11 protein-coding genes are annotated in these 14,553 nt (G+C 65.5%); 5 read left to right on the forward strand and 6 right to left on the reverse strand.

The features are described from left to right. Positions 1-436: 436 nt before the first annotated feature. From clpS to U5A52_RS14415, 3 genes are all read left to right on the forward strand, one after another. Entirely contained in the window at positions 437-751 is a 315-nt protein-coding gene (clpS, locus tag U5A52_RS14405; RefSeq protein WP_028213389.1) for an ATP-dependent Clp protease adapter ClpS, read from the forward strand. Next, a complete protein-coding gene (gene clpA, locus U5A52_RS14410; protein WP_321913971.1) occupies positions 748-3,039 on the forward strand; it encodes an ATP-dependent Clp protease ATP-binding subunit ClpA in 2,292 nt (763 codons plus the stop codon). The genes clpS and clpA overlap by 4 nt, the downstream gene beginning before the upstream one ends. Positions 3,040-3,255: 216 nt before the next feature. Continuing rightward, entirely contained in the window at positions 3,256-4,671 is a 1,416-nt protein-coding gene (locus U5A52_RS14415; RefSeq protein ID WP_321935096.1) for an amino acid permease, read from the forward strand. A 54-nt stretch (positions 4,672-4,725) separates the two neighbouring features. Here U5A52_RS14415 and dut read toward each other — a convergent pair whose 3' ends face one another. From dut to U5A52_RS14445, 6 genes are all read right to left on the reverse strand, one after another. Beyond that, positions 4,726-5,172 carry a dUTP diphosphatase gene (dut, locus tag U5A52_RS14420; RefSeq protein WP_321935097.1) on the reverse strand — a complete coding sequence of 149 codons (447 nt, stop codon included), beginning with the start codon at positions 5,170-5,172 and terminating at the stop codon, positions 4,726-4,728. A gap of 32 nt (positions 5,173-5,204) precedes the next feature. Further along, positions 5,205-6,209 (reverse strand): LLM class flavin-dependent oxidoreductase, encoded by a 1,005-nt coding sequence (locus U5A52_RS14425; protein ID WP_321913969.1) that lies wholly within the window; start codon positions 6,207-6,209, stop codon positions 5,205-5,207. A 67-nt stretch (positions 6,210-6,276) separates the two neighbouring features. Then, complete coding sequence (gene coaBC / locus U5A52_RS14430; RefSeq protein ID WP_321935098.1) at positions 6,277-7,506, reverse strand: bifunctional phosphopantothenoylcysteine decarboxylase/phosphopantothenate--cysteine ligase CoaBC; 1,230 nt, start codon at positions 7,504-7,506, stop codon at positions 6,277-6,279. A 45-nt stretch (positions 7,507-7,551) separates the two neighbouring features. Next, entirely contained in the window at positions 7,552-8,067 is a 516-nt protein-coding gene (gene lspA, locus U5A52_RS14435; RefSeq protein ID WP_321913967.1) for a signal peptidase II, read from the reverse strand. Continuing rightward, complete coding sequence (gene ileS, locus U5A52_RS14440; protein WP_321935099.1) at positions 8,067-10,916, reverse strand: isoleucine--tRNA ligase; 2,850 nt, start codon at positions 10,914-10,916, stop codon at positions 8,067-8,069. The genes lspA and ileS overlap by 1 nt, the downstream gene beginning before the upstream one ends. 141 nt (positions 10,917-11,057) lie before the next feature. Further along, on the reverse strand, positions 11,058-12,053 hold the full coding sequence (locus U5A52_RS14445) for a bifunctional riboflavin kinase/FAD synthetase (RefSeq protein WP_321913965.1): 996 nt from the start codon (positions 12,051-12,053) through the stop codon (positions 11,058-11,060). A 178-nt stretch (positions 12,054-12,231) separates the two neighbouring features. Between U5A52_RS14445 and purN the strand changes: the two genes are divergently transcribed. Further along, the gene (gene purN / locus U5A52_RS14450) at positions 12,232-12,891 is read left to right on the forward strand and encodes a phosphoribosylglycinamide formyltransferase (protein WP_321935100.1); all 660 of its coding nucleotides are present in this window, start codon (positions 12,232-12,234) and stop codon (positions 12,889-12,891) included. After that, on the forward strand, positions 12,888-14,279 hold the full coding sequence (locus U5A52_RS14455) for an RsmB/NOP family class I SAM-dependent RNA methyltransferase (RefSeq protein WP_321935101.1): 1,392 nt from the start codon (positions 12,888-12,890) through the stop codon (positions 14,277-14,279). The genes purN and U5A52_RS14455 overlap by 4 nt, the downstream gene beginning before the upstream one ends. The last annotated feature ends 274 nt before the right edge of the window (positions 14,280-14,553 follow it).

Consider the following 14,553-nt stretch of genomic DNA (forward strand, 5'->3'; position numbering starts at 1 on the left):
TCTTTATTCTGCTGTCAAGAATATTTTGAGACGCTGTTTGACGCGTTGTAAAGAGCGCATTTCCAGGGTTTTTCCTGCTTTTCGCCGACGCTGGGCGCCGGTGCACAAAGTGGTGTGCATGAGCCATCTTGAAAAAGCACGCAAGCGACGCATATGCGATGCACCGCACCATGGAATCTGACACTGAGCGTGCGGGCGCCTACAGTCGCTTCCCACGACAACGTCAAGGTTGTGCGATACTCGATTCAACGGTGGCGTGAAAGCTGCTCAGTGCAGGATTGTGTACCGGCCCCGCAGCCGGTCCAAGGGATCGGGGCCGGGCCAGGGTGCATGAATTGCTTGCAGCGGGTCGCAGGTCGGGAGCGCCGGGTTCACCGGCCGGCCGGTCAGGTTACGGCAGGATTGCGGGCCTGTCCGAGTTGTTTAGAATGGGTGTATGGCGATTATCCCGGACAAGCAGGATTCAACCGTACTGGAGCGGCAGGAGCAAAAGGTCAAACCGCCCTCCATGTACAAGGTCGTGCTAATGAATGACGACTACACGCCGATGGAATTCGTCGTGATGGTCGTGCAGGAATATTTCAATAAGGACCGCGAGACCGCAACGCAGATCATGTTGAAGGTGCATCGCGAGGGCAGGGGCGTTTGTGGGGTCTATACGCGAGACATCGCGTCGACCAAAGTTGAGCAAGTCGTTACCCATGCACGGCAGGCCGGGCATCCGCTGCAGTGTGTGATGGAGGAAGCATGATTGCCCAGGAACTGGAAGTCAGCCTGCACATGGCGTTCATGGAAGCACGTCAGGCACGGCACGAGTTCATAACGGTCGAGCATCTGCTGCTGGCGCTGTTGGACAACCCAACAGCGGCGGAAGTGTTGCGTGCGTGTGCCGCCAATATCGAAGACCTGCGACAGAACCTGCGCAACTTCATTCACGACAATACGCCTACGGTTCCCGGCACGGATGACGTCGATACGCAGCCGACGCTCGGGTTCCAGCGCGTGATCCAGCGCGCGATCATGCACGTCCAGTCCACTTCCAACGGCAAGAAGGAAGTGACGGGCGCGAATGTGCTGGTCGCCATCTTCGGCGAGAAGGATTCGCACGCGGTGTACTACCTGCAGCAGCAGGGCGTCACGCGTCTGGACGTCGTGAATTTCATTTCGCACGGTATCGCGAAGACGGGCAGCGGCGAAGCCGCCAAGGCCAGCGACGCGAACGCCGAAGCCGAAGACGCCGCCGGCCAGAAGGAAACCCCGCTCGCCCAGTTCACGCAGAACCTGAACCAGATGGCGAAGGACGGCCGGATCGATCCGCTCATTGGTCGCGAACTGGAAGTGGAGCGCGTGGTGCAGGTGCTGTGCCGCCGCCGCAAGAACAATCCGCTGCTCGTGGGCGAGGCCGGTGTCGGCAAGACCGCGATCGCGGAAGGGCTCGCCTGGCGCATCACGCGCGGCGAAGTGCCGGACATTCTCGCAGACGCCCAAGTCTACTCGCTCGATATGGGTGCACTGCTTGCGGGCACGAAGTATCGCGGCGACTTCGAGCAGCGCCTCAAAACGGTGCTCAAGGAACTGAAAGAGCGTCCGCACGCCATTCTGTTCATCGACGAAATTCATACGCTGATCGGTGCAGGCGCCGCGTCGGGTGGCACGCTCGATGCGTCGAACCTGCTCAAGCCGGCGCTCTCGTCGGGCACGCTCAAGTGCATTGGCGCGACGACGTTCACGGAATACCGCGGCATCTTCGAGAAGGACGCGGCGCTGTCGCGGCGCTTCCAGAAGGTCGACGTGGTCGAGCCGACTGTCGAGCAGACCGTGGCGATCCTGCGTGGCCTGAAGTCGCGCTTCGAAGAGCACCACGGCGTGAAGTATTCGTCGGGCGCGCTGAACGCGGCCGCTGAACTGTCGGCACGCTTCATCACCGACCGTCACTTGCCCGACAAGGCAATCGACGTGATCGACGAAGCGGGCGCGGCCCAGCGCATCCTGCCGAAGTCGAAGCAGAAGAAGACCATCGGCAAGAGCGAGATCGAAGAGATCATCTCGAAGATCGCGCGCGTGCCGGCGCAAAGCGTCTCGCAAGACGATCGCAGCAAGCTGCAAACGCTCGACCGCGACCTCAAGGCCGTGGTGTTCGGCCAGGATCCGGCTATCGATGCGCTTTCGGCTTCGATCAAGATGGCGCGCGCGGGTCTCGGCAAGACGGACAAGCCAATCGGCTCGTTCCTGTTCTCGGGCCCGACCGGCGTCGGCAAGACCGAAGTGGCGCGCCAGCTCGCGTTCACGCTCGGTATCGAGCTGATCCGCTTCGACATGTCCGAGTACATGGAGCGCCATGCGGTGAGCCGTTTGATCGGCGCGCCGCCGGGCTACGTCGGGTTCGACCAGGGTGGTCTGCTGACCGAAGCCGTCACGAAGAAGCCGCACTGCGTGCTGCTGCTCGACGAAATCGAGAAGGCGCACCCGGACATCTTCAACGTGCTGCTGCAGGTCATGGACCATGGCACGCTGACCGACAACAACGGCCGCAAGGCGGATTTCCGCAACGTCATCATCATCATGACGACGAACGCGGGCGCCGAGGCGATGAACAAGTCGACGATCGGCTTCACGACCCGGCGCGAGCAGGGCGACGAGCTGGCCGATATCAAGCGCCTGTTCACGCCGGAGTTCCGCAACCGGCTCGATCAGACGATCAGCTTCCGTGCGCTCGATGAGGAAATCATCATGCGCGTGGTCGACAAGTTCCTCATGCAACTGGAAGACCAACTGCACGAGAAGAAGGTCGACGCGGTCTTCACCGACGCACTGCGCAAGCATCTGGCAAAGCATGGCTTCGACCCGCTCATGGGCGCGCGGCCGATGCAGCGCCTGATCCAGGACACGATCCGCCGTGCGCTCGCCGACGAACTGCTGTTCGGCAAGCTCATGAACGGCGGCCGCGTGACCGTGGACGTCGATGCGGACGACAAGGTCCAGCTCACGTTCGACGAGCAGCCGGCGCCGCGCAATCCGGAAGCGGTGGAAGTGGAGTAAGCGGCAGCGCGAAAGCGCGCACAGAGCCTTCAGGCAAGACGGCGCAGTCCGAAAGGACTGCGCCGTTTTTTCTTTTGGGCTGGCCGGTTCGGGTGTTGCGCCGTGGCGCGCGGGTGGGCGAGCCGCTGCCCGGTAAAATACGCATTTGTCCCGCCGTCGGCGTTTTCTTGATGCGCAGCGCTTCAGTAGCGCTTCGCGCGAAGCAGGGGTGTAACAGTGGTACCACGTAAATCGGGCGCGTTCGAAGCTATCGTCGAGCGCGAACAAGGGCTGCGCCAGGGCCTGTCCGCCGGGCAGATGACGATGATCGCCATTGGCGGCGCAGTCGGCACCGGGCTCTTTCTCGGCAGCGGCTTTGCGATCTCTTTCGCCGGTCCGGGCGTGCTCATTTCCTACGCGATCGGCGCGCTGATCGCCTTGCTGTTGATGGGCGCACTGGCCGAAATGACCGTTGCGCATCCTGTGGCGGGCTCGTTCGGCGCGTATGCCGAGCACTACATCGGGCCGCTCGCCGGCTTCGTCGTGCGTTACGCGTACTGGTCGGCCTATGTGCTGGCTGTCGGCACCGAGGTCGCGGCGATCGCCGTCTACATGAAGTTCTGGTTTCCCCACGTGCCGGGGCTTTACTGGATCATCGGATTCTCAGCAGCGCTGATCGTTGTGAACGCAATGAGTGTGCGCGCTTATGGCACCATCGAATACCTTTTTTCGAGCCTCAAGATCGCGGCCATCGTGGCGTTCATCGTGCTGGGCGCCTGGTTCGTTTGGCGGGCACCAGCCGGCTCGGGCGTGGGCTTAGCGAACTACACGTCGCACGGCGGATTGCTGCCGCATGGATGGTGGGGCGTGTGGGTGGGCACGATCGTCTCGCTCTTCAGCTACCTCGGGGTGGAGACGATCGCCGTGGCGGCTGCCGAGGCGCAGGACCCGCAGCGCGCCGTCACGCGTGCGTTTCGCGCGACCGTGCTGCGGCTCGTGCTGTTCTATCTGCTCACGCTCGCGCTCATGCTCGCCATCGTGCCGTGGACTCAGGCGGGCGGCAACGAGAGCCCGTTCGTGAAGGTGATGGCCGCGACCGGCGTGCCTTATGCAGCGGGCGCGATCAACTTCATCGTGCTCGTGGCGGCGCTCTCCGCCATGAACAGCCAGCTTTACATCACCACGCGCATGATGTTCAGCCTTTCGCGCGCGGGCTATGCGCCCGCGGCGTTCGGGAGGCTCACACGCCACGGCGTGCCGACCGCTGCGCTGTCGCTGTCCACCATCGGCATCGCGGTGGCGGCTGTGCTCAACGCACTCTGGCCGCAGGCGGCGTTCACGCTGATGATGTCGATCGCCATGTTCGGCGCGATGTTCACGTGGTTCATGATCTTCGTCACGCAGATCTTTTTCCGCATGCGCCAGGCGCGCGAAGGCGCTGCGCCGCTGGCGTTCCGCATGTGGGGTTTCCCGTTCACGAGCGTGCTGGGCGCGCTGTTGATGCTCGGCATTCTGGCTGGCACGGCCTTTACGCGCGAATTCCGCATGACGCTGGTCTACGGCCTCGCGTTTCTCGCGGTGCTCGTGGTGGTCTATGCGCTCTGGTATCGCCGGCGTCCGGGCGCCGCGCAGCGAACCGAAGCCTCCGTCTAAACGAAAAAAAGCACGCCTTGGCGTGCTTTTTTGTTGTCAGCGCAACCGCTAGGGTTAGTGCTTGCCCGTGCTGCCGAAACCGCCCACGCCGCGCTCGCTCGCCTCGAAGTCGTCGACGATGTTGAACTGCGCCTGCACGACCGGCACGATCACGAGCTGCGCGAGGCGCTCCAGCGGGTTGAGCGTGAAGGTGGTGTGGCCGCGGTTCCAGGTCGAAATCATCAGTTCGCCCTGGTAGTCCGAGTCGATCAGGCCGACCAGGTTGCCGAGCACGATGCCGTGCTTGTGGCCAAGGCCCGAGCGCGGCAGGATCAGTGCCGCGTAGCCGGGGTCGGCCACGTGGATGGCGAGACCCGTCGGCACGAGCTTCGTTTCGCCCGGTTCGAGCGTGATCGGCGCGTCGAGGCACGCGCGCAGATCAAGGCCGGCGCTGCCCGGCGTGGCGTAGTGGGGCAGTTGGTCGCGCATGCGCTCGTTCAGGATCTTGATGTCGATTTTCATGAAGTCAGGGTGATGGGGCGGTGGTGGTTCGCTCAGGCGCGAGGCAGCTGGAATGCCTCGGCGAGCAGTTCATAGGAGCGCAGACGAGCCTTGTAGCTGCCCGCAACGGTCAGCACGATCAGTTCGTCGGCGCGAAAGTTGTCCTTGATCGCAAGAAGGCGCTCCGTGACGCTCTCCGGCGTGCCGATCACGCTGCGCGGCTTCTCACGGTCGATCACGATCTGCTCGCGCTCGCCGTATTCCTGCGCGCGCCCTTGCTCGAGGCTCGGAATTGGCGCGTTCAGCCCGTAGGCCATCTGCACGCGGCGCAGGTCGACGGCCTTTTCGAGGTCGGCGGCTTCGGCTTCGGTGTCGGCGCAGATCGCGAACACGGCGCACGCGAGATACGGCTTCGCCTCGTGGCCCGGCTTGAAGCGGTCGAGATACGCCTCTGCCACGAGGTGCCCGAAGTGCGCGTTGATGAAGTGCGCGAACGAGAAGCGCAGCCCGAGCTGCGCGGCGAGAATGCCGCCGAAGTCGCTCGAACCGAGCACCCAGAGCTGCGGGCGCGTGTCGATTTGCGGCTGCAGCACCACGCCGTGCGCGAGGTGGTCGGCTGGGAGGTTGCCGTCCATCAGGCCGACGAGATCCTGCACTTGCTGCGTGAACTGGTCGCCGCGGTTGTAGGCGCCCGCAGCCACAGCCTGCGCGGTGCGCATGTCGCCGCCCGGCGCGCGACCGACGCCGAGATCGACGCGTCCCGGAAAGAGCGCCTCGAGCATCATGAACTGCTCGGCGACCTTGAACGGGCTGTAATAGGGCAGCATGATCCCGCCCGAGCCGATGCGGATGCGCTTCGTCACACTGCCAAGGCGCGCGAGCATGACTTCGGGGCTGGGGTTGCACACGCCCAGCAGGCCGTGGTGTTCGGCGCACCAGTAGCGCGTGTAGCCGAGGTCGTCGGCAAGCTGCGCGAGTTCGATGGTGGCGGCGATGGCATCCGCCGCGCTGTGCCCGGCGATGACGGGCGACTGGTCGAGTACGGAAAGCAGTGTCATGGCAGTACTGCTCCTTGCCTGTGTTCGCGGCGCCGCGCGCCGGCACACGGGTGCGCCGGCGCGTGCGTCACGAGATGATGCTCTGGTCGGGCAGACGCCGCGCGATCTCGGCGACGATCGTCTGCGCGAGCGCCTGCTTGGCCGCGCGCGGCAGCGGCGTGCGGCCGGCCGCCTCGAACAGCACGACTTCATTGTCGTCCTGGCCGAAGGTGAGCGGGCCGAGATTGCCGATCAGGAGCGGCACTTTCTTACGTGCGCGTTTTTCTTCGCCGTGCACGTCGAGATTGCCGCTTTCGGCGGCGAAGCCCACGCAGTACGGCGGATTCGGCAGGGCCGCGACCGAGGCGAGGATGTCCGGGTTCTCGACGAACGTGAACGTCGGCATGCGGTGCTCGGCCGTTTTCTTGATCTTGTGCTCGGCGACATGGTCGACGCGCCAGTCGGCCACAGCCGCCACGCCGATGAAGACATCGGCGTCGGTGGCGGCGCGCATGACCGCGTCGTACATCTGCCGGGCGGTCTGAACGTCTTCGCGATACACGCCCCACGGCGTTTGCAGCGCGACCGGGCCCGCGACCAGATGCACCTCGGCGCCCGCCTGCTGCGCGGCGCGCGCGAGCGCGAAGCCCATTTTGCCGCTCGAACGGTTGGTGATGCCGCGCACGGGATCGAGCGGCTCGAAGGTCGGGCCGGCGGTGATCAGGAGCTTGCGGCCCGCGAGCACCTTCGGCGCGAAGAAGGAGACGATCGCCTCGTACACGGCTTCGGGTTCGAGCATGCGCCCGTCGCCGATCTCGCCGCACGCCTGCGGGCCGGAATCGGGGCCGAGCGTTTCGATGCCGTCCGCGCGCAGCTGCGCGACGTTGCGCTGCGTTGCCGGGTTTTGCCACATCTGCCGGTTCATCGCGGGTACGACGAGCAGCGGGCAGTCGCGCGCCACGCACAGCGTGGAGAGCAGGTCGTCGGCGAAACCGTGCGCGAGTTTGGCGAGGAAGTCGGTGGAGGCAGGCGCGATGACGATGGCGTCGGCCTCGCGTGAGAGGTCGATGTGCGCCATGTTGTTCGGCACGCGCGCATCCCACTGGCTCGTGTAGACGGGGCGGCCCGAGAGCGCCTGCATCGTGACCGGCGTAATGAACTGCGTGGCCGCCTCGGTCATCACGACCTGCACGGTCGCGCCTGCCTTGGTCAGGAGGCGCGTGAGCTCGGCGATCTTGTAGCAGGCAATGCCGCCCGTCATGCCGAGCACGAGGTGGCGGCCGGCAAGTTCGCCAGGGTTTGCAGCGGACGTGTTCAAGTCACAGCTCCTTTAACCGTGCAGCGGGCAGTGCAGCGGGCACACTCAGCGCGCGCCGCGCACGCGCCGCAGTTCGTCGAACACCAGCAGCGCCGCGCCGATGCAGATCGCGCTGTCGGCCAGGTTGAATGCCGGCCAGTGCCAGCCGCCCACGTGGAAGTCGAGAAAGTCGATCACGTGGCCGTAGAGCAGGCGGTCGATCACGTTGCCGAGCGCGCCGCCCATGATGAGCGCGAGCGCGGTGCAGAAGAGCTTCTGCGTGGCGTGGCGCTTGAGCAGATAGCAGATCACGAGCGCCGCCACCACGCCGAGCGCCGTGAACGCCCAGCGCTGCCAGCCGCCCGCCGCCGACAGGAAGCTGAACGCCGCGCCCTTGTTGTAGACCAGCACGAGGTTGAAGAACGGCGTGATCACGCGGCCTTCGCCGTAGCTGAACACCTTGTTGATGGCGATTTTCGTGAGCTGGTCGGCGAGGATCACGATGACCGCGATGCCCAGCCACGGCGCGAGCGTGCCGCTTGCGCCGTTCGACCGGGTTTGCTTCGGCAGCGTTTTTGCCATTATGCCGCGCTCCGTTTTTCACCGTCGCCGAACAGATTCACGACGCAGCGGCCGCACAGGCCCGGATGCTCCGCGTTCGCGCCGACGTCCTCGCGGTAGTGCCAGCAGCGCTCGCACTTGAGGTACTTCGAGGTGACCACTTCGACGCCTTCCTCCGCTTCGCTTTCCACCTTCACGACTTCCGCCGCCGAGGTGATGAGCACGAACTTGAGGTCGTCGCCGAGCGAGGTGAGGGCGTCGTAACGCGCGCCGCTTGCGAGAATGCGCACTTCGGCTTGCAGCGACGAGCCGATCTGGTTCGCCACACGCGCCTCTTCGAGCGCCTTCGTCACGTTGCCGCGCACTTCGCGCAGCAGCGTCCACTTGGCGATCAGCTCCGGCGCGCCTTCGACGTCCGGGAAGGCGTGGAAGGTTTCGGTGAAGATGGTTTCGCTTTGCGGCTGGAACACCTTCCACGCTTCTTCGGCCGTGAACGAAAGGAACGGCGCGAGGATGCGCAACAGGCTATGCGTGATGTGGTGCAGCGCCGTTTGCGCGCCGCGGCGGGCCTTCGAGTCCGCCGCGCTCGTGTAGAGGCGGTCCTTCAGCACGTCGAGATAGAAGCCGCCCAGGTCTTCCGAGCAGAACGTCTGCAGCTTGGCCACGACCGGGTGGAACTCATAGCGGTCGTAGTGCGAGAGCACGTCGTTTTGCAGCGTGTGCGTGAGCGCGACGGCATAACGGTCGATCTCGAGCCATTCGCTCGCGGGCAGCGCGTGCTTCTCGAAGTCGAAGTCCGACAGGTTCGAGAGCAGGAAGCGCAGCGTGTTGCGGATACGGCGATAGCCTTCCGTCACGCGCTTCAGGATCTCTTCCGAGATGGCAAGCTCCCCCGAATAGTCGGTCGAGGCGATCCACAGACGGATGATTTCCGCGCCCAGGCGGTTCGCCACTTCATGCGGATCGACGCCGTTGCCGAGCGACTTCGACATCTTGCGGCCTTCGCCGTCCACGGTGAAGCCGTGCGTGAGCAGCGCGTTGTAGGGCGGGCGGCCGTCGAGCATCGAAGCCGTGAGCAGCGACGAGTGGAACCAGCCGCGGTGCTGGTCCGAGCCTTCCAGGTACAGGTCGGCCGGGAACTGCAGCTCGTCCTTGTGCGAGCCGCGCAGCACGTGCCAGTGCGTCGTGCCCGAGTCGAACCACACGTCGAGCGTGTCGCGGTTCTTCTCGTACAGGTTCGCGTCGTCGCCGATCAGCTCGCGCGGGTCGAGCGTTTGCCACGCTTCGATGCCTTCCTTCTCCACGCGCTGCGCGACCTGTTCGAGCAACTCCAGCGTGCGCGGATGCAGCTCGCCGGTTTCCTTGTGCACGAAGAACGCCATCGGCACGCCCCATTGGCGCTGGCGCGAGAGCGTCCAGTCCGGGCGGTTGGCGATCATCGAATACAGGCGCTGCTTGCCCCACGACGGGTAGAACGCCGTTGCCTCGATGCCTTCGAGCGCGGTTTCACGCAGCGTCTTGCCGCCGTCCTTGGGCGTGACGTCCATGCCCGCGAACCACTGCGACGTGGCGCGGTAGATGATGGGCGTCTTGTGGCGCCAGCAGTGCATGTAGCTGTGCAGGTACTTTTCGCTGCGCAGGAGCGTGCCGGCGGCGTCGAGCGCGTCGACGATCTTCGGGTTCGCCGCCCAGATCGAGAGGCCGCCGAAGAGCGGCAGCGACTCGATATAGCGGCCGTCGCCCATCACCGGGCTGATGATGTCCGAGTCGGCCATGTTGTGCGCCTTGCACGACACGAAGTCTTCCACGCCATAGGCGGGCGCCGAGTGCACGATGCCCGTGCCGGTGTCGGTCGTCACATAGTCGCCGAGATAGATCGGCGAGGTGCGCTTGTAGCCCGGGTGCGCCGAGGCGAGCGGGTGGTTGAAGCGCAGCAGCGAGAGCTTCTCGCCCTTCGTCGTGGCGACGATCTTGCCCTCGAGGCCGAATTCCTTCATGCACGCTTCCACGCGCTCGACCGCGAGGATCAGCAGGCCGCGTTGCGTGTCGACGAGCGCGTAGTCGATTTCCGGATGCACGTTCAGCGCCTGGTTCGACGGGATCGTCCAGGGCGTGGTGGTCCAGATCACGATGCCGCCTTCTTCGCGCGGCAGGGCGGCGAGGCCGAACGCGGCCGCCGTTTCAGCCGGCTGCGCGAACGTGAACAGCACGTCGATGGTCGGGTCGGTCTTGTCCTTGTACTCGACTTCCGCTTCGGCAAGCGCCGAGCCACAGTCGAAGCACCAGTTCACGGGCTTCAGGCCCCGGAACACGTAGCCCTTCTCGATGATCTTCGCGAGTGCGCGGATCTCGCCGGCCTCATTCGCGAAGTTCATGGTCTTGTACGGATTGTTCCAGTCGCCGAGCACGCCCAGGCGCTTGAAGCCCTTCTTCTGCGTCTCGATCTGGCCGGCCGCGTATTCGCGCGCCTTCTGCATCACTTCCTGGGCGGGCAGCGACTTGCCGAACTGCTTTTCTATCTGGATTTCGATCGGCATGCCGTGGCAGTCCCAGCCCGGCACATAGACCGCGTCGAAGCCCGCGAGGTTGCGCGCCTTGACGATCATGTCCTTGAGGATCTTGTTCACCGCGTGGCCGAGGTGGATGTCGCCGTTCGCGTACGGGGGACCGTCGTGCAGGATGAACTTCTTGCGGCCCTTCGAGGCCGCGCGGATCTTCTCGTAGACCTGGTTCTCCTCCCACTCCTTGACCCATTGCGGCTCGCGCTTGGGCAGATCGCCGCGCATCGGGAATGGAGTGTCGAGCAGATTGACGGGGTACTTCGATTCGGACTTCTGCGGCTTGCCGGAGGATGCTTTCTTGTCGCTCATGGTGAGATCACGTGGAATTCGGGGGATGCATGGCGTCAGCGTTGCGGCCGATGCCGCGCAACCGTCGCCTCGGGCGCTGCATGCCGTGCGTTCCGCACGCGGCGCCTGGGGGCGGGGCAGCCCGCGCATGCGGGCCGCAGGTCACCTAATTCGGTCGGTGGCCGAGGTGGCGAAGCCGGTGGACGCGCCGCCGGCCACGCTGGCGCCCGCGGCGGCGAACCACGCGCGGGTGTTCGCCACGTCGCGGGCGATCGCGGCGGTGAGCGTTTCGAGGTCGGGAAACTTCTCCTCGTCGCGCAGTTTCTTGAGAAACTCGACGCGCACGAGCTTGCCGTAGGCGTCGCCGTGCCAGTCGAGCAGATGCACTTCGAGCAGCACGCGGCCCGAGTCGTCCACGGTCGGGCGCAGGCCGAGGCTCGCGACGCCAGGCAGCGGGTGGTCGGCGATGCCATGCACCATCACGACGAAAATGCCCTTGAGCGCCGGCCGCTTGTGGCCGATCAGCAGGTTCATCGTGGGGAAGCCGAGGTCGCGGCCGAGCTTCAGGCCATGCGTGACGTGCGCGCTGATGTGATAGCCGCGGCCAAGCGAGGCGCGCGCGGCGTCGAGGTCGCCCGCGTGCAGTTGCGCGCGCACGGCGGAGCTGGAAATGCGCACGCCCGACGGGTCGGCCACGGTCGCCATCTGTTCGACTTCGAAGCCGTACTGCGCGCCCGCGGCCTGCAGCGAGGCGAAGTCGCCCGCGCGCTTCGCGCCATAGCGGAAGTCGTCGCCGATCATCATCCAGCGCGCGTGCAGGCCGCCCACGATGATGCGCTCGACGAACGCCTCGGGCGACTGGCTCGCGAACGTGTGGTTGAAATGCTCGACCACGACGCGGTCCACGCCGTTTTCGCGCAGCGCCTCGAGCTTGTCGCGCAGCATGGCGATGCGCGGCGGGGCGCTGGCCGGGTTGAAGAACTCTCGCGGATGCGGCTCGAAGGTCATCACGCAGACGGGCAGGCCGCGCGCGTCGGCCGCCGCGCGCACGCGCGCGAGCAATGCCTGATGCCCGCGGTGGACACCGTCGAAATTGCCGATGGTCAGCGCGCAGGGCGCGCGGCTTTCGGCATTGGGAAGACCGCGGAAGACTCTCACGATAGCGGAACCTGGTGGAACCTCAAAAAGCGCGCTGGCGCAGCGCGCGTGCTAAGGACCTTCTGACTTGGCCATTCGCGGCCCAAAGACCGCGACGAAACAGAAGATTATAAACGCACGAGGCGACGATCGCCGCCGCACGAGCGTCGAGCAGGCCCCCCGATGATAAAATCCGCGGATGAAAAATCTCGTCATCCTGATTTCGGGACGGGGCAGCAACATGGAAGCCATCGTGCGCGCTTGCGCGCAGGAAGCTTGGGGCGCGCGCATCGCCGCCGTGATTGCCAACCGTCCTGACGCCGCGGGCCTCGCGTTCGCGGCTTCGAACGGCATTGCCACGGCGGTCGTCGATCACCGCCAGTTTCCCGATCGCGCCAGCTTCGACACGGCGCTCGCTCAAGTTATCGACGGCTATGCGCCGGACCTCGTCGTGCTGGCGGGTTTCATGCGTGTGCTGACCGAATCGTTTGTCGGCCATTATGCGGGTCGGATGCTCAATATCCATCCCTCGCTGCTGCCGATGTTTCCGGGCCTCAAGACGCATCAGCAGGCGCTCGACGCGGGCTGCCGCGTGCACGGCGCGACGGTGCATTTCGTGACGCCCACGCTGGATCATGGCCCGATCGTCGCGCAGTCGGTGGTGCCGGTGCGCGCGGGCGACGACGCCGCGGCGCTCTCCGCGCGCGTGCTCAAGACCGAACATGTAATGTATCCGCGCGCAGTGCGCTGGTTCGTCGAAGGGCGCCTCGCGCTCGACGGCGAACGCGTGACGCTCACGCCGGCCGAGCCACAGTGGCTCTTCTTTGACGACTCGCAAGCCGCCGGGGAGGGCGCATGAGACTGCATGGTTTTCTGATTGGACAAACTGAAACGTTGCTCGCCGACGTCCTCAAATTCACGGGCCCGGCCGACGCGGTGACGAGCCGTTTCTTCCGCGAGCATCCGAAGCTCGGCCACGCCGAGCGCGGCGTGATCGCCGAAGCCGTGTTCGCCGTGCTGCGCCGGCGCATGGAATTCGCGCACCTGGCCGAAAGCGGCTCGGGCAGCCCGACGCGCCGCCTCACGCTGCTTGGCCTCATGGCGACGGCGGGCCGCTCGGCGATCCGTCCGTTCGTTTCCGACGCCGAGGCCAGCTGGCTCGAGCATGTTTCGAAGATCGACCCGGCGAGCCTGCCGCAGCGCGTGCAGCTGAATCTGCCGGAGTGGATCATGAAGGCGCTGGAAACGCGCTTCGAGCCGGCCGAACTCGCACAACTGGCCGCCGCGCTGAATTACCCGGCGCCGCTCGATCTGCGCGCCAATCCCATTAAGGCGAACCGCGAGGAACTGATCCGTGCGCTGTCCGCTTCGGGCATCGAAGGCGGCGAAACGCCGTTCGCGCCGTTCGGCGTACGTGTGACGGGCAAGCCCGCGCTCTCGAAACTCGACGCGTTCAAGGACGGCTGGTTCGAGGTGCAGGACGAAGGCAGCCAGCTGCTGTGCACGCTGCTCGCGCCGCGCCGCGGCGAGATGGTCGTGGACTTCTGCGCGGGCGCGGGCGGCAAGACGCTGGCGCTCGGCGCGATGATGCGCTCGACGGGCCGGCTCTACGCCTTCGACGTGTCCGACCGGCGCCTTGCCAAGCTCAAGCCGCGTCTCGCGCGCAGCGGCCTGTCGAACGTCAATCCGGTGCTGATCGACAGCGAGCACGACGCCAAGATCAAGCGACTGATCGGCAAGATTGACCGCGTGCTCGTGGACGCGCCGTGCTCGGGCCTCGGCACGCTGCGCCGCAACCCCGACCTCAAGTGGCGCCAGTCGCCCGAGTCGATTGCCGAGCTTGTGCCCAAGCAACTGTCGATTCTCACGAGTGCCGCGCGCCTGCTCAAGCGCGGCGGCCGTCTCGTCTACGCGACCTGCAGCATTCTCGACGCCGAGAACGAAGCGGTCGTGAAGCAGTTCCTCGAGGCGCACCCCGACTACGTGCTGGTGAGCGCGCGCGACGTGCTGGCCGAGCAGCGTGTGGGCCTCGACACGGGCGACTACCTCTCGCTGTGGCCGCACCGCCACGCCACCGACGGTTTCTTTGCCGCCGTGCTGGAACGGCGCGGCGATGCGAAGCCGAAGACGAAGGCGGCCGGCGCGCAGACCACGCCTGAAGAAGCCGCGGCGGTGCAGGAAACGTCCGACGCAATCGCGAAGGCGCAGGAAAGCGAAGCCGCCGAGCCGGACGCCGCGCTGGAGTAAGCGCACGGCAGGCAGCCGCGATGCGGGACCGTCCGGCCTACACAGGCCGGGCGGTCCGAGATAGCGGGTACGCGAGGTCGTGCCGCGTCACGGCTGACCCCTCGTTGCGTATTGGCGACACCGTCAGGCAGGCGGTATTCAGGTTGGGATGTGGATGTGGCATCGAGACCTGATTCCCGACGACCATCGCATCCCATTGAATTTTCGCGCGACGCCACCCAACTTGAGCCAGAATTCTGGTTAGAAGGCGCGGAACATGGGATCGCGATACCGC

The organism is Paraburkholderia sp. J8-2, assembly GCF_905220195.1.
GTDB lineage: Bacteria > Pseudomonadota > Gammaproteobacteria > Burkholderiales > Burkholderiaceae > Paraburkholderia.